We start from the raw sequence: 20,800 nt of genomic DNA, 5'->3' as shown, positions 1-20,800 counted from the left end.
AAGTTTAATTAGAGGACTTTTTACTCAAGCTTTCTAATTAGACTTTAGGAAACGACTATTCTTCTAAATTTACGAAATTGCGTAAGCAATTTTGTGCTTTAGGTGGGTCAAGGGAGCGAAGCTCCTTGTCGCAAGCTTGGCTTTACCAAGCTGAGAAGTCTAAACGTTATTTAGTTTATCATTGTTAAAAGTCACAATCAAGTTTTAATAAATAAAACAATTTTACAGGACTTGTTAAAGATTTAAAGATCTTGCTTATTTGCTTAATGCAGAAGTTTGACGTCACAAGATATCATAGGATTTAAAACTTACCTAGGTATTAGTCAATGCTTTCCGTCTTAAAAGCCAGAGATTTAAATTTCGTAATAGATATTGGGTTTGAGACTTCGTTTTTGAAATCTTAAATTTACAAGTTACCTTTAACAAGGAAGTGATGCGAATTAGAATATATTATATACTAATAAAAGGTAAGCTACTAAGAGTAAGTGGTGGATGCCTTGGCTAGTAGAGGCGATGAAAGACGTGCCAGGCTGCGATAAGTCTCGGGGAGCCGTCAAGGGGCTTTGATCCGGGAATTTCTGAATGGGGCAACCCAGTTAAGCGCGAGCTTAACTACCTATTATGGAGCGAACGAGGGGAATTGAAACATCTTAGTACCCTCAGGAAAAGAAATCAAAAGAGATTACGCTAGTAGCGGCGAGCGAACGCGTAAGAGGGCAAACCGTTAGTTTACTAACGGGGTTGTAGGACTGCGATATAGACTAAACTTAGCTAATAGAATAATCTGGAAAGATTAAGCACAGAGGGTGATACTCCCGTATATGAAAGCTTTGTTTTGCTTAGCAGTATCCTGAGTAGGGCGGAACACGTGATATTCTGTCTGAAGCTGGGTCGACCACGATCCAACCCTAAATACTACTACTAGACCGATAGTGCACAAGTACCGTGAGGGAAAGGTGAAAAGAACTGAGGTGATCAGAGTGAAATAGAACCTGAAACCATTTACTTACAATCATTCAGAGCACGATTCTTTATGACGTGTGATGGACTGCCTTTTGCATAATGAGCCTGCGAGTTGTGGTGTCTGGCGAGGTTAAGGAAACCCGGAGCCGTAGCGAAAGCGAGTCTTAATAGGGCGTTTAGTCAGATGCTGCAGACCCGAAACGATGTGATCTATCCATGAGCAGGTTGAAGCCGGTGTAAGAGCCGGTGGAGGACCCAACCCGCTGGCGTTGAAAAGCCATGGGATGACTTGTGGATAGGGGTGAAAGGTCAATCAAACATCGTGATAGCTGGTTCTCTCCGAAATATATTTAGGTATAGCGTCATGTAGTAACACTGGGGGGTAGAGCACTGAATGGGCTAGGGCATACACCAATGTACCAAACCCTATCAAACTCCGAATACCTAGTGTGTAATCATGGCAGTCAGGCGGCGAGTGATAAAATCCGTCGTCGAGAGGGGAACAACCCAGACTAACAGCTAAGGTCCCTAAATCTCATTTAAGTGGAAAACGATGTGGAGTTACTTAAACAACCAGGAGGTTGGCTTAGAAGCAGCCATCCTTTAAAGAAAGCGTAATAGCTCACTGGTCTAGTGATTCTGCGCGGAAAATATAACGGGGCTAAAATGAGTACCGAAGCTTTAGACTTAGTTTTACTAAGTGGTAGGAGAGCGTTGCATTCAGCGTCGAAGGTGTACCGGTAAGGAGCGCTGGAGCGAATGCAAGTGAGCATGCAGGCATGAGTAGCGATAATTGGGGTGAGAATCCCCAACGCCGTAAACCCAAGGTTTCCTACGCGATGCTCGTCATCGTAGGGTTAGCCGGGTCCTAAGCAAAGTCCGAAAGGGGTATGCGATGGAAAATTGGTTAATATTCCAATGCCAACTATAATGTGCGATGGAAGGACGCTTAGAGTTAAGCAAGCTAGCGGATGGTAGTGCTAGTCGAAAGGTGTAGGTTAAGATCCAGGCAAATCCGGATCTTTTTAAGCCGAGACCCCACAGGCGTTTGAAGTTCTTCGGAATGGATAGCGAATTGCTGATACTGTCGAGCCAAGAAAAGTTTCTAAGTTTAGTTATAGTTGCCCGTACCGTAAACCGACACAGGTGGGTGGGATGAGTATTCTAAGGCGCGTGGAAGAACTCTCTTCAAGGAACTCTGCAAAATAGCACCGTATCTTCGGTATAAGGTGTGCCTAACTTTGTGAAGGATTTACTCCGTAAGCATTGAAGGTTACAACAAAGAGTCCCTCCCGACTGTTTACCAAAAACACAGCACTCTGCTAACTCGTAAGAGGATGTATAGGGTGTGACGCCTGCCCGGTGCTCGAAGGTTAATTGATGACGTTAGCTCTGCGAAGCGTTTGATCGAAGCCCGAGTAAACGGCGGCCGTAACTATAACGGTCCTAAGGTAGCGAAATTCCTTGTCGATTAAATATCGACCTGCATGAATGGCGTAACGAGATGGGAGCTGTCTCGAAGAGGGATCCAGTGAAATTGTAGTGGAGGTGAAAATTCCTCCTACCCGCGGCAAGACGGAAAGACCCCGTGGACCTTTACTACAGCTTGACACTGCTATTGGGATAAAAATGTGCAGGATAGGTGGGAGGCTTTGATCCATAGACGCCAGTTTATGGTGAGCCGTTGTTGAGATACCACTCTTTTTTATTCTGATAGCTAACTAGCTTGAGTTATCCTCAAGTAGGACAATGTCTGGTGGGTAGTTTGACTGGGGCGGTCGCCTCCCAAAATGTAACGGAGGCTTACAAAGGTTGGCTCAGAACGGTTGGAAATCGTTCGCAGAGTATAAAGGCAAAAGCCAGCTTAACTGCAAGACATACACGTCAAGCAGGGACGAAAGTCGGTCTTAGTGATCCGGTGGTTCTGTGTGGAAGGGCCATCGCTCAAAGGATAAAAGGTACCCCGGGGATAACAGGCTGATCTCCCCCAAGAGCTCACATCGACGGGGAGGTTTGGCACCTCGATGTCGGCTCATCGCATCCTGGGGCTGGAGCAGGTCCCAAGGGTATGGCTGTTCGCCATTTAAAGCGGTACGCGAGCTGGGTTCAGAACGTCGTGAGACAGTTCGGTCCCTATCTGCCGTGGGCGCAAGAAGATTGAGGAGAGTTGACCCTAGTACGAGAGGACCGGGTTGAACCGACCACTGGTGTACCAGTTATCCTGCCAAGGGTAGCGCTGGGTAGCTATGTCGGGATGTGATAACCGCTGAAAGCATCTAAGCAGGAAGCCAACTCCAAGATGAATCTTCTTTTAAGAGCTCTTATAGACTATAAGTTTGATAGGCTGGGTGTGTAATGGATGAAAGTCCTTTAGCTGACCAGTACTAATAGCTCGTCTGCTTATCTTTTAATAAGCATCACTTCCTTGTTAAGGGTAATTTTATTTCCAAAATTAGAAATAAAATATCTAATCTATACCTTATCAAGATCTTGTTTTAGTTAAAATGAAATTTGACTTTTAACAATTAAATAGCAGTGTTAAAGAAGTAAATTAATATAGTTTATTTCTTTAACACTGCCCGTGACTATACAGACGAGGAAACGCCTTGCTCCATCTCGAACCAAGAAGCTAAGCTCGTCCTGGCTGATGATACTCTCCCTTACTGGGATGTCGGGAAAGTAGGTCGTTGCGGGCTTTGTTTTTTATGCTTTTATACTATTTACTCTCTTATTTTATATTCTGTATTCTTTGCTTTAGTTCTCTTGTAATCTGTTGTATATTTTTATAAATTTGTTTTTAGTTTTTTTGTTTTAACTGGTTTTTTGTATCTCTATCTTGGCTTTATAATTTGTTTTTGGATATTTGTTTTTGACTTTTTAAATTTATATCTTATTCCTTACGTTATGTCTTTCGAATTGCTTTAATCATATTCTTTTTTGAATTGTTTTAGGGTATGTATCACATTAGTCTGTTTTTAGTTTGATATCTTGTGGTATATAGTTGTGTTTGGTGAGTTTGCATTGTCTGGGATAAACTATAATTAATAGCTCAAACCGTTATCTTATTTTTGTTTAGCATTTTTGCCTTTATTCCATAGAGAGTTTTTAGTGTAGTTGGCTGAGTATCCAACTTGGGTGTGTTAAGCTAGGTTTTATGCTTTTTAGACTCAAGATAAGTTAAAAACTTTTAAAGGAGTTTTTCTCAAAGAGTGTGCAAGCACAAGAACTATGATTTTGTAGATGAAAACAAGTATATCTACCGTTCGCGATTTTCTGAGAAGAAATTTAGATAAATTCTCAAGTATTTTGCCGAAGATATATAGAAGTAAAAAATAAGTAAATCTTGCGGTGAGATTTCCAAGCCCGCCTAGAAGCTTTGCTTTGAGATTGGGAAAGCCGCTTTTACTACTTCGCTTCACTCATTACTCCAATCGGAACGGTATGTTTAAAATGGACGGCAAAGTTTATACCAAATAGTCATGAGCTGCTCTGTTAGTGAACCAATGCCGATACTGCAGAAGTTTCTCAATTTGCTTATTTTATTGACTGTTTTTCTGAGACTTTGGAAAATTATGCTATTTTGGAGCTTCTATATCAGATAAAAATGCTATAAGATTTCTATAAATTTAGCTTAGAAATTCTTGAACGGATTATACACTTGGTTTTCATGTTTTTCATAGTAACTTAATACTTCTTATATTTAAATTAAGTTCCATTAAGTCTAATTTAATATTGTATATGGGTGATTGAGAGTTAATTCTTTTTTTGCTTGCTTTTAGAATTTGAGTTTGTGGTTTTTTTCTCTGTATTTTCGGTTGGCGGCGCAGCTTGCTCCGGTGCGGTCAAATTTTCATCGGGTTTTAAAAAACCCTCTTCGACCATCAGCTCCACAGCCGCTCTAAAAGTCGGTAGCGCGCTTTGAGCACCAAAATAATAATACGGTTTCTTCGGCTCTCTGGCTAAAACACCTATCGTATAGCTATTGCCCTGTGAGTCGTTGACGAATCCGAAAAACGAGCCGTTATAGGTATTTGCGTAGCCACCGGTCGTGGCGATGTGTGCGGTGCCTGTTTTGCCGCCGATTTCTAGGCCTTCCACCTTTGCTCTTTTGCCGGTGCCGATCTCGACGGTTTTTATCAGGATGCGCTTCATCCTCTCGGCCACTTCTTGGCTTATGGCTTCGACCGGTTTTGGGTCGTTTACGACGAAAAATTTACCGTCTTTATAGAGCGAGTCTACGACCTTTGGCGTCACCATCACGCCTTTATTATTAAATACGTTATACGCCTTTAAAAGCTGGATAAAAGTCGCTTGCAGGCCGTATCCGTAGCTGATCGTAGCTTTGTAAATTTGTGAATTTAGCTTGGCTACCGGCGGCATGTTTCCGACCTGCTCGTATGGCATATCGATGCCTGTTTTTTGCGTGAAACCGAAATTTAAAAGCCCTGAGTAAATTTGAGAACCGTCTAGTCGCTGGGCGATCTGTATCATGCCGATATTCGAGCTATATACGATGATGTCTTCGGCTGTGAGAAACGGCTCCGGGTGCGTGTCTTTTATCGTGCGTTTTCCTAGCTGATAGACGCCGTTGTAGGTGTTTATCCGCTCGAGCGGATTGATTTTGTCGTTTGCTAAAAGGAGGGCGAAAATAAACGGTTTAAATACCGAACCGACCTCGTATGCATACTCGGTTGCCGAGGAGTTTAGCGATTTGTAGTCTTGTTTTCTGATGTTTGAGGGGCTGTAGCGAGAGGTGCTGGCAAGCGCTAGTAGACCGCCCGTTTTTGAGTCCATGATGCCTACGATTATCTCTTTTGCGTTTAGAAATTCTTTCTTTTCATCGATGATTTGCTCTAGTCTGGTTTGTAGTTTAAGCGAGGCGTTTAGGATGATATCGTATCCATCCACGCGGTTAGCCAAATTTGAATCGCTTGTAAGGATGATGTTGTTTCCGATATCTTTTGGGCCTAGCAGTTTTGCGTCTTGTATCGAGGAGATGTAGTATTCGTAGGCTTTCTCTACGCCCTTTACCCCTTCTGTTTTAGTGATACCGTCTTTTTCGACCTTTTTTACGTAGCCTATCATCGGCGTGAGCGCGTCTGCTGCGACATATTGCCTGCTTTCGCCGCTTTCTATTATGCTCATATTGCGCAGTATCGCAGCCCCGGTATTCGGGTCTTCGTATGGGATAAAGATTTTCTTTTTATACAGCTTTTTTGATAGCTCCTGTAGATACGCTGCACCCTTGGCATCGATCTTATAGGAGAGCGTAACGGCGCCTTTTTGACTGTTGATGATTTTGGTTACGCGCTTTATATCATCACCGCTATATATGCAGTACAGTTTGATAAATAGATCTTTTTTATCGGGATCGATGTTTCTAGTGTCCACCATCACCTTGTAGAGCTTTTGGCTGCCGGTGATACTAAAGCCGTCTTTTGTTATTATGTTGCCGCGTAGAGCCGTGTTTATGTCGCTAGTTTCCAGTTTTGGCAGGCGTCTTTCGATATTTGCTCGGTAAAAGATAACTGCCAAAAATATGCAGATAAAAAAAAGAATAAACGCAAATAAAGCGATTGTTTTTGATTTTCGCTGATTCAAGGCTTAAATTTGCGTTCTTGAGATTTCTTTGTATGCGCTTAGGGCCTTATTTCGGATCTCTAGCATGAGTTTCATCGACGTGTCGGCCTTACCGATAGCGATAGCTGCTTGGTGCAGGTCTTTTACCTCGCCCGTTGCTAGATCGGCGATGGCTTTGTCTGCGTTGATTTGTATTTCGTTTAGCTCTTTTAGCGAGTTATCGAGCATGTCGCCGAAATTTAACTCCCCTTTTTGGTTTTGCAGAGTCTTTGCTTCTTTTTTTTCAAACGGCGAAGCGACCGAGCCGATTTTATCTATATTTGTCATAAAATTTAACCTTGTAATAATTCTAACGCGCTTTGAGCGATCGTTTTAGCCGACTGAAATGCCGAAACATTTGCCTGATAGGCGCGCGTGGCCTCGATCAAGTCCGCCATTTCGATGACTGGATTGATATTTGGGTACGCTACGTAGCCCCTCGCGTCGGCGTCGGGGTGAGACGGATCGTATTTTAGCTTAAAGTCCTTGTCGTCGCGCACTATCTTGTCAACTACGACGCTCATTATAGCAGGTTTTGCGTCTTTTGTATAGAATTTATCGTCTAGCGGATTTTCGTATTCGAGCAAGTTATGTTTTTTCGCCACTTCATCGTTTAGTACACTATCAAAATCAACCGCCTTAAATATCACCTCGCGGCGTCTATATGGGCCGCCTTCCGCCGTTCGTACGGTGTTTGCGTTGGCGATGTTGGAGCTAATGACGTTCATTCTAAAACGCTGGGCGCTTAGTCCGTATCCGCTAATATCAAAGTCGCTTAAATAATTGCTCATAATCTATCCTTAAATTTTACTGCTAGCGTCGATCACGCTTTTAAATATCTGGCCGCTTTGCCTCATAGCTCGGTCGAGTGCGGTTATCATTATCGCGTTTTTGCTAAGCTCGGTCGTTTCGACGTCTAGATCGACGGTGTTTGCGTCGTTTCGCGCCATGTGTCCGTCTCGTAAAAATATTGTCGCCCCGTTTGACGCCGGAAAATCCACGCGAGGAAAGTGCGCGTCGTCCGTTTGCGCGAGTTTTAAAATTTTATTTTCGTCTTTGCCGTAGATTTCTTGCGCCGTTTGCGATAAAGCCGCTTCAAACGCGATGTCGCGGGCTTTGTAAAAAGGCGTGTCGATGTTTGCTATGTTGCTAGAAATCATTTGCTGGCGTAAATTTCTGCTTGCCAGCGCGCTTTCTACGAGCGGTTTTGATTTTGAGGTTTGGATACCTGCGAACATTTTCTTGCCTTTTTTATCTAAATTTTACGAGATAATAAGCAAAAGACGTTCCAAATTTAGAGTAAATTTTTAAATTCGCCAAAGCCGCTAGGCTGATTTTTTAGTTCGTTAAATTTGGCTAAAAACTCGCTTCGTCTCATCGCCTTTGCGCCCATAAACTTTAGATGATCGTTCATAACCTGGCAGTCGATGAGAAAATTAAACGGCCCTAAAGCGCGGCAAAGCGCGATGAGAGCAACCTTTGACGCGCCTGTTTTTAGGCTGATCATACTTTCGCCGCAAAAGACTTTACCGAAAATTTGCCCGTAAAGTCCGCCTGCTAGTTCTCCGTCATCATACACCTCTACGCTATGCGAGATACCTAGACGGTGCAAATTTAGGTAGGCGCGTACGATGTTTTCCGATAGCCACGTTGGTTCGCGTTTTTCGCGCTCGCTTTTGCAGATTTTTAGAAAATTTTCAAAGTCGTAGTCAAACCGTACTTCAAATTTTTTAAGCGCGGATTTTATGCTTTGTTGTACGCGCACTTCGCTTGGAGCTAGCACTGCGCGCGGATCGGGCGACCACCAGTATATGGGCTCGCCGGGTAAAAACCACGGAAAAATGCCTTTGTTGTAAGCTTGCAAAAGCGCCTGCGCGCTTAGGTCGCCGCCGACGGCCAAAGGGGAGTTTGCGGGGGCTTTTGCGGGGTCTGGGAAGTTATAGTTTTTTTCCAAATTTGACCCCGCGCTCGCTTATTTTGTGGCTTCAAATTTAAACGCCAGCTCGCCGTTTTTTAGCGCGATATTTGCTACGCCGCCGTTTTTTAGTGCGCCGAAAAGTATCTCGTCACTAAGCTTGGTCGAGATCTCGTCTTGGACCAGGCGTTTTAGATTTCTGGCGCCGAATTCTTTACTATAGCCCTTTTGCCAGAGGTATTTTTTGGCTTCGGCTGAGGCTTTTATGACGACTTTTTTCTCGGCGAGGCTTGAGTTTATCTCGTTGATGATTTTTTGCGCTATGAGGCTTAGCGCGCCCTCGCTAAGATCGTTAAAATGCACGATTTTATCGATGCGGTTGCGAAACTCGGGGCTGAAAAATCCCTTTACCGCAGAGTCTGCTTTACCGCTTTCATCCTTGCTAAAGCCCAGCGTCGGAGCCTCTTTTGAGCCCAAATTTGAGCTCATTATGATGACGGCGTTGCGAAAATCGCTCTTTGCGCCCGTGTTATCGGTGAGGCTAGCGCCGTCAAAAATTTGCAAAAATACGTTTATCATCTCGTCGCTGGCCTTTTCAATCTCGTCAAACAAAATCACGCTATAAGGGTGTTTTTTAACGGCGTTTGTGAGTATGCCGCCCTCTTCAAACCCGACATATCCTGGAGGCGCGCCGATGAGTCGCGATACGCTATGTTTTTCCATGTATTCGCTCATGTCAAATCGCTCGAAGTGCACGCCCAAATTTCGCGCTAGAGCCGCGCTTAGCTCGCTTTTGCCCACGCCGCTTGATCCAGTAAATAAAAACACACCGACTGGCGCGTTTGGTTGCTTTAGCCCCGCATAAGAGCGTTTGATCGCCGCTACTAGCGTATCTACGGCCTCATCTTGGCCGAAAATTTCGGACTTCAGTCTTTGGGCTAGATTTTTCAAATTTGCCGCGGCGTCCGATTTTAGATTGGTATCGGGGATATTTGCCATCTTGCTCAAAACCGCGCTTAGATCGGAGATTTTTACGGTTTTGCTTCTGTTTTGTAGGGCTAAGGCCGCGCCGACCTCGTCGATGAGATCGATGGCGCTATCTGGCAAAAATCTATCGTTTAGGTATTTTTTGGCTAGCTCTACGCTTTTAGTTAAAATTTCGTCGCTAAATTTGACTCTGTGAAAGCTCTCGTATTTAGCGCGAAGCCCTTTTAGGATCTCGACGCTCTCGTCCGCGCTCGGCTCTACGACGTCGATTTTAGCAAATCGGCGCGAGAGGGCTTTTTCTTTTTCAAAAAAGCTGCGATACTCCGCGTACGTCGTTGCTCCGATGCAGCGAAGCGAGCCGTTAGCAAGCGCGGGCTTTAGTAAATTCGACATATCAAGCCCGCCGCCGTTCGTGGCTCCCGTGCCCACGATCGTGTGGATCTCGTCGATAAAAACTATCGCGTCTTCTTGCTCGGCCACCTCGTCCATCACGTCTTTTAGGCGCTTTTCAAAGTCGCCGCGGTATTTCGTACCGGCTATCATCGCGCCGATGTCTAGTGCGAAAATTTGCGCCTGTTTTAGCCGCTGCGGCACTTCGCCGCTTGCGATTTTTAGCGCGAGCCCTTCGACTACGGCGGTTTTGCCCACGCCCGCTTCGCCAACTAGGATCGGATTATTTTTCTTGCGGCGGCTTAGGGTTTGCATTAGCCTTGCTAGCTCGTTTTCTCGCCCGATGATCGGATCTATTTTACCCTCGGCGGCTAGTTTGGTTAAATTTGACGAGTATTTGGCTAGGTTTTGGAAGTTTTTAGCGCGAGTCTGCTTGTCGTCTTTTGTTGCTTGCTTGATCTTTTGCGGATCGACGTCGTAAAATTCTAAAATTTTAGCCCCGTACGTGTCGCCTCTGGCCGCGATTTTAAAGAGCAAATCCCTGATACCGACATTTTTGTCCTTTAGCTCGGCGTTTAGCTCTTTAAAAATTTGCTCCAAAAGCACCGTCATGCGCGGCTGTTTGTGGTGCGGCACCTGCTCGTTGGTTTGCAGTAGATAGTTTTTTAGATCGCTTTTTAGTCCCTCGACGTCGGTGAGCCCTGCGTCAGCCAGGATATCTCTAGTCTCTTCGTTTAAATTTACCAGCACGAAAAGCACGTGCTCGCTGGTTAGATACTCGTGAAAATTCGAGTAGGCAAACTGCCCGGCCTTTTCCAAAAGATAGCTTAAATCCGAGTCAAACATTATTTCCTCCTCTTTGCGCTTTTTGCGCGCCCGTTTTTACGGGCTACTCTTCCTCGACGACGGCCTTTAGCGGGTAGCCCGCGGCGGCTGCGGCTTTTAGCGTTTGGTTTTGTTTGGTTTGGGCGATCTCTTTATTGTATATACCCGCCACTCCGCTACCTTCGTTGTGTATTTTTAGCATCACGGCTACCGCGCTTTGGGCTGTGTGGTGAAAAATCTCGACCAGCACGCCCACGACGAAATCCATACTCGTAACGTCGTCGTTTAGCAAAATAACCTTAAATTTGCGCGGAAATTCGGGTTTTTCCTTTATCGCGACGTCTCGCTCCCGCTCGGTGGCGGTTTTAGCGGGCATTTTTTATTCTCTCGTAATCTTTCGTCATCGCGTCTAGATGGATGCCGCCTAGGTAGTATTTCACGCCGAATTTTCCGCTATCTACGTCGGTTAGCTCCTGATATACGCCGCCTTTTAGCACCATTTTTATCGGCACGCTCTCGAGTCGCTCGTATTTTATATCCTCTAAAATTTGCGCCGAAAGCCTGTCGTTGGTCTTTATGTCGTTTGAGATAAAGTAAAAGGCGTTGTATTTTTGCGCGAAATTTTCCACGACGTACTCGTTCGTGACGTTTTCAAAGTGCGTGAGCCCCACGATCGTAAAGTCGTTTAGATTGTCGATCTGAAATTTGGTGAGATCGGGCGCTTCTTTTTGACACGGTGGACAAAACGTGCCGAATATATCAAACATCAAAATTTTATCCTCATCGCCTTTGATAACAAAGCCGCCCTCGACGCGCTTTAGCGTGAGATCTTTGCCAAACACGCTCTTTAGCGCGATCTCCTCGCCCGTTTTATAGCCCTCTATCTTTGCAGGAGCCTTTGCCGTCTCGTCCTCGCCGCAACCTGCTAAAAATATCGCGCAGGCCAAAGCCGCAAAAATCGCCTTAATGGTTTTTTTCATATTATTTTCCTTGTTTTGATCTTAGTTCAGTTATGCTTTCGCCGCCAAATCCGTAGTCGTCGGTGCTGACTTCCTCTATCACGACGACGGTTCTGCTCGCGTCGCGCTTTAGCGTATCGCCCAGCAGCTTTGTCACGCCTGCTATGAGTGCGCGCTTTTGCTCTGCGCTTACGGCCTCTTTTTCTTTTGTGATTTTTATATTTACGTAGGGCATCGGTTTTCCTTAAGCGTATTTTTTCATAGCCGCACGCGCCTCTTTGTCGGCTTCTTTGCGTTTTATCGTCTCGCGCTTATCGTGCAAATTTTTACCTTTTGCCAGCGCGACCCGTGCCTTTACGATGTTTTTATCGTTTAGATAGAGCGCTAAAACGACTAGCGTGAGGCCCTCTTGCGTGACTTGACCGAAAATTTTATCTATCTGCTTGCGGTGCATCAGTAGCTTTCTCGGAGCCCGCTCGTCCGGGCGAAACGCCGAGTGCGTCGTGTTTAGGTGGCTGATGTGCGCGTTTAGCAAAAACAGCTCGCCCTTTATCACGCGTGCGAAGCTATCTTTTAGATTGGCTCGGCCTGCCCGTAGAGCCTTTACCTCGCTACCTTTTAGCACGATGCCCGCCTCGAAGGTTTCGATAATGCTAAAGTCAAACAGCGCCTTTTTATTTTTGGCTAAATCCTTACCCATTTTTTACCTTTTTATTTTAAGAAAAACACGCTCGCGCCGCTGCCGCTTAGGAAAAAATCTTTAAATTTATCCATCTGCGGGTAAATTTTAAAACACGGCGCAAAAAGATCGTTTAGTTTATGATTTTCGTATCGCTCCAGCAGCTGCGCCGTCGTCATTTCGCGCATTTTTGCCGCCAAATTTACGTCGATACTATCCATAAAATTTGCTCTAAATTCGCCGTAAACCGCAGGCGTCGAGCAAAAGACGCCGGGCGTTAAAATTTCTACCTCCGGCACTTCGTCGTTAAACTCGCTTATTATCTCGCCGATACCGCTAACGTTTGCCGCGTCAAATCCGCTAGCGAAAAACGCCACGTCCGCGCCGATATGTGCGCCTATTTTCATCAAATTTTCGCGAGTTAGTTTTAAATTTAACTCCTCGTTCGCCATCTTTAAAAACGTAGCCGCGTTTGAGCTGCCTCCGCCAAGGCCCGCGCCTAGCGGGATTTGCTTTTTTATCACGATTTTATGTGAGGCGAAAAACTCGTCCAACTCGTTTTTAAAGCCCGCTTTTTCAAGTTCAAATTTAGCCTTTAAAACGATATTATTTTCGATATTTTCGTTATCGCACTCAAGCGCGAAGCCGTCCGCTTTTTCAAAGAAAATTTCGTCATATATCTCGCGCCTCAAAACAAAGCGAGAGACGATCTCGTGGTAGTTGCCGCGAGTGCCGACGATCTTTAAAAAGGAGTTGATTTTCGCGTAGCTTTTCATTATTTTACGATTTTATCGCTCAGCTCTTTTAGGCTCGCTTCGCCCGCACCGTTTAGGGCTTGTTTATTTTCTGCCGCTACGTCTTCTACTAGCTCCGAGCGCAGGATCATCATATTTTTAGGCGCGTCGATGCCGATTTTTACGCCGCCTTTTGAGATGCCTACGACCGTGATTTTGATATCGTTTCCCAGCATTATGCTTTCGTCTTCTTTTCTTGCGAGTATTAGCATTTTTCGACCTTATTTAGTTTATATGTTACGGTTTCGTCTTTGATTTCAATGATACTAAAAAATTCATCAAAGTTTATTAAATATAGCCCTTCGGCGCCAAATTTTAGCTTTTCTGCGCTCAGTTTTTTGCCCAGCATTACGTCCGCGGGGTCGCCCAGATATTCGTTTCGCGGCAATAAGATAAAATCAAGCGGATTTAAAAATCGCTCGTTTTCGTAAACAAATTTACCCTCGCTCACGCGTTTTAGCGCGCTTAGAGTTGCTTTTACGCCAAGCTTTGCGGCTAAAATTTGAGCGTACGAGCGCACGTACGAGCCCTCGCTAACGCTAATGCGAAAGCTCAAAAACGGATGCATATACGCAGTCAAATTTACGTCAAAAACGCTCATCGTTTGGCTTTTTAGCTCAAACTCTTCGCCCGCTCTTGCTAGCTCGTACGCGCGCTTGCCGTCTACGTGCTTGGCGCTAAATTTAGGCGGTACGTATGTGATCTCGCCTTTTAGCTCGGCTAGCGCCGCTTTTACGTCCGCTAAATTTAATGGCTGGCAAAGCGCGATATCCTCGATATTTTCGTTATCTAGGCTAGCGCTCGTCGCACCCAGCCACATCGTCGCTTTGTAGATTTTGGGCGTTTTATCTATGTAGTTAAAAAGCCGCGTGTGATTGCCTAGAGCTACGATTAGGCAGCCGCTGGCAAAGGGATCTAGCGTGCCCGAAAAGCCAGCTTTTTTGACGCCGTATTTGCGCTTTAGCCTGCTTAAAAAATGATTCGAGCTTATGCCTGCCGGCTTATTTGCGACAAAAAGCGCGTTCATTTAAATTTGACCTTTGGAGGTTGCGTTAAATTTGATCCGCGAGCGTCAAAATTGAGCGCGTAAATTTGATCAAATTTGATGTCGCATTTGCTCAGTAGAGTCTCAAATTTACTCATTTTCATACCGCTTTTTCGACGAAGCTAGACATTATCTCGCGGCTAATTCCGCCGAAATTTATCGTTAGCTTTAGCTCTTTTTTGATCTTCGTTACCGCCGTCACGCGCCCGATACCGAAAATTTTGTGCTTGACGAGATCGCCCTTTTTGTATTCGCCTGCGGTCTGCGTTTGCGTTTGGATGATGAGGCTACCGCTGCAAACGCCAGCTTCGCTTAAAAATCTGCTCTTTTCCAGCCTCGTTCGCTGCCCTTTATAAAAACGCGAATTTACAAAGCTTAGCGTCAGGGTTTTTTTGGCGCGGGTGATGGCGACGTAGGCTAGGCGCCGCTCCTCCTCGATGTCGCTACCGTCGCCAAGAAGCGGGAAAAATCCCTCCTCAAGCCCGATCACGAAAAGATGCTCGAACTCAAGCCCCTTGCTAGCGTGGATACTCATGATCGAGATCGCCTCGCCGCCGATGTTATCCTGCTCGCTTTGTAGCGCGATCTCGTTTAAAAACTCCTCGATAGAAAAGCTTGGATTTTGCCTGATTTGATCCTTGATCGTAGCGTAAAACTCGTCGATGTTCGCCACGCGCTCGGAGCCGTCGGGCAAGCTCTCGTAGTATTTTTTGATGCCGAATTTCGCTTCTAGTTTATCTACTAGCTCGTACGGCGAGTCGCACTCTTTTAGCTCTCTTAAATTTGCCGCAAATTCGCCAAGGCTCGAGACGATCTTTTTGCTTAGATCTTTGTCGTTTTCGTCCAGGCTAGATATCGCTTCAAATAGCGAAAATTTATGCTCGAAGGCGATCTTTTCGATCTTTGCGAGGCTTACCTTGCCAAGGCCGCGTTTTGGGCGGTTGATGACGCGCTTTAGCGAGAAGTCGTCGTTCTCGTTTGCGACCAGCCTTAGGTAGCTGATGACGTCTTTGACCTCGGCGCGCTCGTAGAATTTAACTCCACCGACCATCTTATACGGGATTTTTTCTTTGGTTAGGCCTTCTTCGAGCGAGCGAGAGAGGGCGTTTATGCGGTACAAGATCGCGATATCGCTAGCCTGCGCGCCGCTATCAAGCAGCTTTTTGATGCGTTTGGCTACCTTTAGGCTCTCCATCGTTTCGTCGTCTGATTCCATCAGCGCGACGTCCTCGCCGCCTTCTTTGGTGCTTTTTAGCTCCTTGCCTAGGCGGTTTCTGTTATGGTCGATGAGTTCGTTTGCCGCGCGTAAAATTTGACTCGTCGAGCGGTAGTTTTGCTCTAGTCTTATGACTTTGGCGTCTTTAAACTGATCTTTAAAATTTAATATATTTTCGATTTTCGCGCCGCGCCAGCCGTAGATACTCTGGTCGTCGTCGCCCACGACCGCGATATTTTCGTGCGTTAGGCAGAGTTTGCGCAGGAGTCTGTACTGAAGGTCGTTGGTGTCTTGATACTCGTCCACCATCACGTAGGCATACCTGCGCGAGATCTCGCGCGCTAGAGCCTCGTCCTCGTCTAAAATTTTATAGCTAAGGCAGAGCAGGTCGTCAAAATCCACGAGGTTATTTGCCGCCAGATACTCCTCGTAAAGCTTGTAGATGTTTGCTAGCTTTGCGTGGTAGCCGTCTTTAAAATTATGCCCGTTTGCAAACATACCGCCGTGATTTAGCACCTCTTCTACGCTTAAAAGCGAGTTTTTGAAATTTGAGATCTCGCTAGCTAGCACCGAGGTCGGGATGTCGCCCTCAAAGCCTTTTAAGATACGCTTTTTATCGTCGGTATCGATGATGACGAAGTTGTTTTTGCGCTTTAGTCGGTCGATGTAAAATTTCAAAAACAAAAGCCCGAATTTGTGAAAAGTGCAAAGCAGCGGAGTAAAATTTTTACCTGCGTCGCCCAGCATTTTTAGCGCGCGGGCTCGCATTTCGCTTGCGGCTTTGTTGGTGAAGGTTAGCGTTAGGGTATTTGACGGCGGGATGCCTAGCTCGCTTATGAGATAGGCTAGGCGAGTAGTGATGGTTTTGGTTTTTCCGCTGCCGGCCCCGGCTAAAATCAGCATCGCTCCATCGGTATGCGAGGCCGCCTCGCGCTGGCTTTCGTTGAGTTCGTCTAGTAAATCGGGCATTAAATTTCCTGCTTTATTTATTAAAATGATTAAATTCTAACAAAATAAGCTTAAAAATGGCCGCTGATTTAAATTTGGGTCTGATTAAGAGCGTTTTCAGATATAAATCAATACAATATTAAAAAGATAATTTTATAAGCTGATATAATAATAAGGAGTCCGATATGATCAATGATTTTAGTAAATTTTATACCTTTATGGAGATAGTGAAAGAAAGAAGTTTCTCAAAAGCCTCAAGATCGCTGGGTATCTCGCAGCCCGCAGTTACTTTGCAGATGAAAAAGCTCGAGGAGATGCTGCAAACCACGCTAATAATGCGTAAGAAAAACGGCATCGTCCTAACTCACGAGGGCGAGAAATTTTACAAGCTCTGTACTCAGTTTGAAAGCGCGATGTTTCGCTTTAAAGACGAGCTGTCGCGCATAAAAACCGATAAAGTGCCGCTAGTCATCGCAACCACCCAGCTCATCGCCGAGGCGGTCATCTCGATACTGCTGGATAAAATCTCGCAAAGCGTAGGCAGCGAGCTAGACATCAGGATAAAGGAGCAAAACGAGCTCATAAACTACCTAAAAGACCGCCGCAGCGACATCGCCATCATCCTTGAGCAGTCGCTTGATAGCAGTTTGCTCGTTAAAAAGCTATTTGACTACGAGCTGATTTTGGTTTCAAATAAAAAAATCGCCGAGAGCGTGAAACCCGAGGAGCTTATCAAGTTTAAATTTATCAAAGATAGAACGCGAACCTACCTTGACGATATTTTGCATAAGCACGGCGTGGATGCGCATGCGCTTGACGTGGCGTATTCGCTAGACGGTTCGATAATGGTCTGCCGCGCGTTGGCGTCAAACCATGCCGATACGTACGTGGCGTTTTTACCGAGATTTTTGATCGAAAACGAGCTAAAAAACGGCAGGTTGTTTGAGATAAATATCGCTAAATTTAAGCTCACTCGCTCGGTCTATGCCGCCGCACTAAAAGAAAACGAGGAAGCGCTGCATAAATTTTTAAAGATTAAGACTAGTTTTAATTTTTAATCTGCTTTAGAGAAAGTGTCAAATTTGGCTAAATTTAGCCTTTTCGGCGCGTAAATTTAAATACTCTTGCGAAAATTTGGCGCAAAATATCCTTGCCGAACCTGGAGATGATCTTGGTTTGGCGATTTTATAACTTCCAAATTTACGGTCAAATTTGAATGGAAAGTATATAAGAATAAAAGCAAGGAGACGGGCGAGAGCCCGTCTGAATAAAATGCGGTTTAGAATGTAAATTCCCAGTTTAGCCTGAAATTTCTACCAGCCGAGTAGAAGCGGTTGATACCTAGACCCGTGGTTCTATCGATCATGTTCATAGTACCAAAAGGCCTGATAGAGCGCGCAGCGTCCCAAGTGATATATTTTTCGTTAGTTAGGTTATAAACGCCTAGCCTAAACGTCAAATTTTTAATCGGACGTACATAGGTTACGACGTCTACTAGGGTGTAGGCATTGCTTCGCCATTTTGAGTAGCTGTTTGTATTATACGGGTTGCCGTACGGGTCGGTATCTAGACGCCAGAACATATTATAGGTGTCTTTTTCTTTTTTAGATGCGACGCTAGTGACGTAGATGTCGGCGCCGAATTTATCCGCCGGGCTTGCGTATCCTAGACCATAGATCGCAGTGGTCGGCTGGATGGCATTCATCGGCACTTTACCGTCGTTATCGGTTTGTACTCTGCCTTTTTGCATCGTTAGCTTGTAGCTAGCGTGAAAGCCCTTTAACGAGTCTGAAATTTGACCGAAATGTAACATAGAGTTTATCTCAAAGCCGCGTACGGTTGCTTTGCTGCGGTTTACGTTGCCGTATAGTGCAAAAGGTATGGTGTTGCCGCCGCCGCCCGTGGCATAGCTTTTAGTACCTAGCGAGATTAGATCGATAAAGTTATCGTATTTGGTCTCAAAAAAGCTAGTGGTTATAAAGCTTTTATCCTCATGTAGCGTCAATGCAAGCTCTTTTGTTTTAGCTATCTCGGGTTTTAGATCCGGGTTTGGTTGGATGGTAAAATCAGGATGCTTAAACGCCAAATATAGCTCGTCCGAAGTCGGCGCTCTAAAGCCTTTGGAGTATTTTAGCTGTATCCTAAAGTAATCCAGCGGATCGATATCGGCTCCGATGGCATAAGAGCTATTCGTAAATTTTTTATCCCTAGCGATGTATTTTATATTTGCTAGCGCGTTATTAGGCGCTTCTTGCTTCCATGCATCATGGGCTATTTTCCACTCGTCTCTATCTGCGTAGTCCCACCATTTTGGCTCTGGGCTAGGATTATACGGCACGAAAAGACCTAGCACCATATCGTCCGGGATTTTAGGCGTAGAGCCTGGGACGTAGTTTGGTTTATATTTTATCTTGTCGTAGCGGTAGCCTAAATTTATCCCCAACCAGTCGTTTACGCGCATATCGTCGTTGAGGTATAGCGCGCCTTCTTTTGTTTTAACCGGGATGAGAAAAGACGTGAGAGGCTCGGTTCTAGGGCAAAGCGCGTAAAGTAGCGTTAGCGGCGCGTTTTCGCACGTATACGGCGTGCCGGTAAAATCCGTACCTAGAGTTTTAGGTGCCCACCATTGGTTATTTGTAGTGTCGTAGCCTTGCTTGTTTGTCATGGATTTTTCGGTTTTAGCAAAGCTTAGTCCGTATGCGATATCGTGCTCTACGTCGCCCGTTTTGGCGTATTTATTAAAGTCTAGATTAAATTGCTTAGTATTGGTATCTAGATCGCGCTCTTTCCAGTCGCGGCTTATGTAGCCTTTGCCGTACGGAGTGATTAGATATCCGCTCTGCGAGCTTTGTTTAAAGGTCTTGCCCGTGCTCGCGTCGGTGTAGCTTTTATCTAGCGGGACGGTTGATTTTATGTATTGCTCGGTGGCATAGTCGTATTTTAGCACGTCGATATTTGGCTGAGAGCAGTCAAATATCGAGCAGTCAAGCCAAGTGTTGCTTACGTTTTGATTGATGCTAAATTTATTCTGATCATGGACGGCTCCTTGGCTATCTACGAGTCTGTTTACCCACGTTAGTCCGCCGTACTGGGGGTCAATTTCCTGTGTTCGTTGCAAAGTTACTTCGCCGCCGTACTTATCGACTACTTTGTTGTTCTTAACCTGAAGTCCGATAGGATTTGAAATTTCAGCGCAGTTTTCTCCTGCTTGGCAGTGTTCCTCGGTTCTGGCGCGGGATTTGATTTTTTGGTTGGAGTATGTAAATTTCATCGTATCCCACAACGGAGTTTCGCTAAAATTTTCATAGGCAAAAGCGCGATTTTTCCTATCCATCATATCGTCGTTGTATCTTAGACCGGTATCTATGATCTCGTCCCTGTTGCTAGAAAGCGTAAGCGTGTATGATAGGTCTTTGCCTTGAGATCGGTTTTTGTAGGTATCTGACATAAAGGTAAATCTATGCTCCTCGTGAGGCTGGAAACCTAGCTTGATGAGGCTACTCGTTTTTTTGATATAGTACGGGTCGGCCTTTTCTCTGGTTCTACCTAGCACGCTATCGTCATAACCCTTGTAACCGTAGTTTTCCGTCTCGTGGTGTCTGCGCTTAGTTTGTACGGCTAGGATATCAAACCACTTAAACCTACCGGCTAAGGTATGCGAGTGCATGGTTTGATTATCGGCGGTATTGTAGCCGCCTTTGTAGCCGTAGAAGTAGTCCTTATCTAGCAAAAGATCCCTTGCGTCTTTTGTTTCAAACATCACGGAGCCGCCTAGAGAGCCAGAGCCCGTACGAACGGAGTCTGCGCCTTTTGAAATAGTGGCTTGTTTTAGCGTTTCAAACTCTACGCCGTTGCGGGTGTTGTTAAAGTTTCCGTATCCTTCAAATAGCTCCTTAAAGCCTTGCGAGCTTAGCGTTTGGGCTTGATGCAGGCCGTCTACCGTGATAGCTACTCGGTTTTCTTCCACGCCTCTTATCGCGTAGCCGCTCTGGCCGAAACGCCCAGCCTCTACGGTCGTTACGCCCGTTTCGTATCGCACTAGGTCTTTGTTATCAGAAACCTGCGTTTTGGTTAGTTCTTTGGCGCTTTTTACGCTTTGGCCGACTTTTTTTTGTAGCGGATCGTTCTCAGCGCTTGCTTCGCCGCTAACTGTTACTTCTTTTAGCTCGACTTCAGCCTCTTTTGCATTTAAATTCGACAAAATAAGCAAAGCGGCAAGAGAGAATTTAAGATGGTTCATTTCTGTCCTTATTAACGATAGTTTTGATATTCATTTGCTCTTAAATGCGAAATGATAATAAATATTTGTTTATAGTTTGATTAAAATATTGGAATTTAATTTAAAAATTATAAATCAATTTTTTATATTAAGAAATAAAAGGGTTGCTGTTGGTAAAACCGGCGTAAATAGGATAATATTTTGCTTAAGCAAATTTAGTAAATTTAAGATAAAGCCTGTA

The 20,800-nt window shown here is 45.0% G+C and carries 16 protein-coding genes and 2 rRNA genes; 3 read left to right on the top strand and 15 right to left on the bottom strand.

The window, feature by feature from the left end; all coding sequences use genetic code 11:
• Positions 1-465 precede the first annotated feature (465 nt).
• A 23S ribosomal RNA gene (locus CSHOW_RS06610) occupies positions 466-3,371 on the top strand.
• A gap of 169 nt (positions 3,372-3,540) precedes the next feature.
• Positions 3,541-3,659: ribosomal RNA gene (rrf, locus tag CSHOW_RS06605) — 5S ribosomal RNA — on the top strand.
• A gap of 1,057 nt (positions 3,660-4,716) precedes the next feature.
• Here rrf and CSHOW_RS06600 read toward each other — a convergent pair.
• The 14 genes from CSHOW_RS06600 to CSHOW_RS06535 all read right to left on the bottom strand — a co-directional run bounded on the left by CSHOW_RS06600 (position 4,717) and on the right by CSHOW_RS06535 (position 16,361).
• On the bottom strand, positions 4,717-6,564 hold the full coding sequence (locus CSHOW_RS06600; protein WP_002946572.1) for a peptidoglycan D,D-transpeptidase FtsI family protein: 1,848 nt from the start codon (positions 6,562-6,564) through the stop codon (positions 4,717-4,719).
• Positions 6,565-6,567: 3 nt separating this feature from the next.
• Positions 6,568-6,870 carry a flagellar hook-basal body complex protein FliE gene (gene fliE / locus CSHOW_RS06595; protein WP_002946574.1) on the bottom strand — a complete coding sequence of 101 codons (303 nt, stop codon included), beginning with the start codon at positions 6,868-6,870 and terminating at the stop codon, positions 6,568-6,570.
• Between the two features lie 5 nt (positions 6,871-6,875).
• Positions 6,876-7,373: a flagellar basal body rod protein FlgC gene (gene flgC, locus CSHOW_RS06590; protein WP_002946576.1), complete on the bottom strand. Its 498-nt coding sequence runs from the start codon at positions 7,371-7,373 to the stop codon at positions 6,876-6,878.
• Positions 7,374-7,382: 9 nt separating this feature from the next.
• On the bottom strand, positions 7,383-7,820 hold the full coding sequence (gene flgB, locus CSHOW_RS06585; RefSeq protein WP_002946578.1) for a flagellar basal body rod protein FlgB: 438 nt from the start codon (positions 7,818-7,820) through the stop codon (positions 7,383-7,385).
• A 56-nt stretch (positions 7,821-7,876) separates the two neighbouring features.
• On the bottom strand, positions 7,877-8,536 hold the full coding sequence (gene aat, locus CSHOW_RS06580) for a leucyl/phenylalanyl-tRNA--protein transferase (protein ID WP_002946579.1): 660 nt from the start codon (positions 8,534-8,536) through the stop codon (positions 7,877-7,879).
• Positions 8,537-8,554: 18 nt separating this feature from the next.
• Positions 8,555-10,720: an AAA family ATPase gene (locus CSHOW_RS06575; RefSeq protein WP_002946580.1), complete on the bottom strand. Its 2,166-nt coding sequence runs from the start codon at positions 10,718-10,720 to the stop codon at positions 8,555-8,557.
• Between the two features lie 43 nt (positions 10,721-10,763).
• A complete protein-coding gene (locus CSHOW_RS06570) occupies positions 10,764-11,075 on the bottom strand; it encodes an ATP-dependent Clp protease adaptor ClpS (protein ID WP_002946581.1) in 312 nt (103 codons plus the stop codon).
• The gene (locus CSHOW_RS06565; RefSeq protein WP_002946583.1) at positions 11,065-11,679 is read right to left on the bottom strand and encodes a TlpA family protein disulfide reductase; all 615 of its coding nucleotides are present in this window, start codon (positions 11,677-11,679) and stop codon (positions 11,065-11,067) included. The genes CSHOW_RS06570 and CSHOW_RS06565 overlap by 11 nt, the downstream gene beginning before the upstream one ends.
• Before the next feature lies 1 nt (position 11,680).
• Positions 11,681-11,893, bottom strand: coding sequence for a tautomerase family protein (locus CSHOW_RS06560; protein ID WP_002946585.1), 213 nt, complete (start codon positions 11,891-11,893; stop codon positions 11,681-11,683).
• 9 nt (positions 11,894-11,902) lie between these two features.
• A complete protein-coding gene (gene smpB, locus CSHOW_RS06555) occupies positions 11,903-12,358 on the bottom strand; it encodes an SsrA-binding protein SmpB (RefSeq protein ID WP_002946587.1) in 456 nt (151 codons plus the stop codon).
• An 11-nt stretch (positions 12,359-12,369) separates the two neighbouring features.
• A complete protein-coding gene (locus tag CSHOW_RS06550) occupies positions 12,370-13,113 on the bottom strand; it encodes a 4-(cytidine 5'-diphospho)-2-C-methyl-D-erythritol kinase (protein WP_002946590.1) in 744 nt (247 codons plus the stop codon).
• Positions 13,113-13,343, bottom strand: a complete 231-nt coding sequence (gene csrA, locus CSHOW_RS06545; RefSeq protein ID WP_002946591.1) for a carbon storage regulator CsrA — start codon at positions 13,341-13,343, stop codon at positions 13,113-13,115. Before csrA ends, CSHOW_RS06550 begins: the two co-directional genes overlap by 1 nt.
• Positions 13,337-14,158, bottom strand: coding sequence for a tRNA pseudouridine(55) synthase TruB (truB, locus tag CSHOW_RS06540; protein ID WP_002946592.1), 822 nt, complete (start codon positions 14,156-14,158; stop codon positions 13,337-13,339). Before truB ends, csrA begins: the two co-directional genes overlap by 7 nt.
• A 118-nt stretch (positions 14,159-14,276) precedes the next feature.
• The gene (locus CSHOW_RS06535) at positions 14,277-16,361 is read right to left on the bottom strand and encodes an ATP-dependent helicase (protein WP_002946594.1); all 2,085 of its coding nucleotides are present in this window, start codon (positions 16,359-16,361) and stop codon (positions 14,277-14,279) included.
• Between the two features lie 164 nt (positions 16,362-16,525).
• Between CSHOW_RS06535 and CSHOW_RS06530 the strand changes: the two genes are divergently transcribed.
• Positions 16,526-17,398 (top strand): LysR family transcriptional regulator, encoded by an 873-nt coding sequence (locus tag CSHOW_RS06530; RefSeq protein ID WP_002946595.1) that lies wholly within the window; start codon positions 16,526-16,528, stop codon positions 17,396-17,398.
• A 221-nt stretch (positions 17,399-17,619) separates the two neighbouring features.
• Here CSHOW_RS06530 and CSHOW_RS06525 read toward each other — a convergent pair whose 3' ends face one another.
• Positions 17,620-20,580, bottom strand: coding sequence for a TonB-dependent hemoglobin/transferrin/lactoferrin family receptor (locus CSHOW_RS06525; RefSeq protein ID WP_002946598.1), 2,961 nt, complete (start codon positions 20,578-20,580; stop codon positions 17,620-17,622).
• Positions 20,581-20,800 lie beyond the last annotated feature (220 nt).

Source organism: Campylobacter showae (assembly GCF_004803815.1).
GTDB classification, from domain to species: domain Bacteria; phylum Campylobacterota; class Campylobacteria; order Campylobacterales; family Campylobacteraceae; genus Campylobacter_A; species Campylobacter_A showae.
The sequence above is the reverse complement of the archived record's forward strand: the minus strand, read 5'-3'. Positions and strand labels throughout refer to the sequence as shown.

Coding starts and splice junctions, on each gene's coding strand:
- fliE (WP_002946574.1), bottom strand. CDS start 6,870: ATGACAAATATAGATAAAATCGGCTCGGTCGCTTCGCCGTTTGAAAAA.
- flgC (WP_002946576.1), bottom strand. CDS start 7,373: ATGAGCAATTATTTAAGCGACTTTGATATTAGCGGATACGGACTAAGC.
- flgB (WP_002946578.1), bottom strand. CDS start 7,820: ATGTTCGCAGGTATCCAAACCTCAAAATCAAAACCGCTCGTAGAAAGC.
- CSHOW_RS06575 (WP_002946580.1), bottom strand. CDS start 10,720: ATGTTTGACTCGGATTTAAGCTATCTTTTGGAAAAGGCCGGGCAGTTT.
- CSHOW_RS06570 (WP_002946581.1), bottom strand. CDS start 11,075: ATGCCCGCTAAAACCGCCACCGAGCGGGAGCGAGACGTCGCGATAAAG.
- CSHOW_RS06565 (WP_002946583.1), bottom strand. CDS start 11,679: ATGAAAAAAACCATTAAGGCGATTTTTGCGGCTTTGGCCTGCGCGATA.
- CSHOW_RS06560 (WP_002946585.1), bottom strand. CDS start 11,893: ATGCCCTACGTAAATATAAAAATCACAAAAGAAAAAGAGGCCGTAAGC.
- smpB (WP_002946587.1), bottom strand. CDS start 12,358: ATGGGTAAGGATTTAGCCAAAAATAAAAAGGCGCTGTTTGACTTTAGC.
- CSHOW_RS06550 (WP_002946590.1), bottom strand. CDS start 13,113: ATGAAAAGCTACGCGAAAATCAACTCCTTTTTAAAGATCGTCGGCACT.
- csrA (WP_002946591.1), bottom strand. CDS start 13,343: ATGCTAATACTCGCAAGAAAAGAAGACGAAAGCATAATGCTGGGAAAC.
- truB (WP_002946592.1), bottom strand. CDS start 14,158: ATGAACGCGCTTTTTGTCGCAAATAAGCCGGCAGGCATAAGCTCGAAT.
- CSHOW_RS06535 (WP_002946594.1), bottom strand. CDS start 16,361: ATGCCCGATTTACTAGACGAACTCAACGAAAGCCAGCGCGAGGCGGCC.
- CSHOW_RS06530 (WP_002946595.1), top strand. CDS start 16,526: ATGATCAATGATTTTAGTAAATTTTATACCTTTATGGAGATAGTGAAA.
- CSHOW_RS06525 (WP_002946598.1), bottom strand. CDS start 20,580: ATGAACCATCTTAAATTCTCTCTTGCCGCTTTGCTTATTTTGTCGAAT.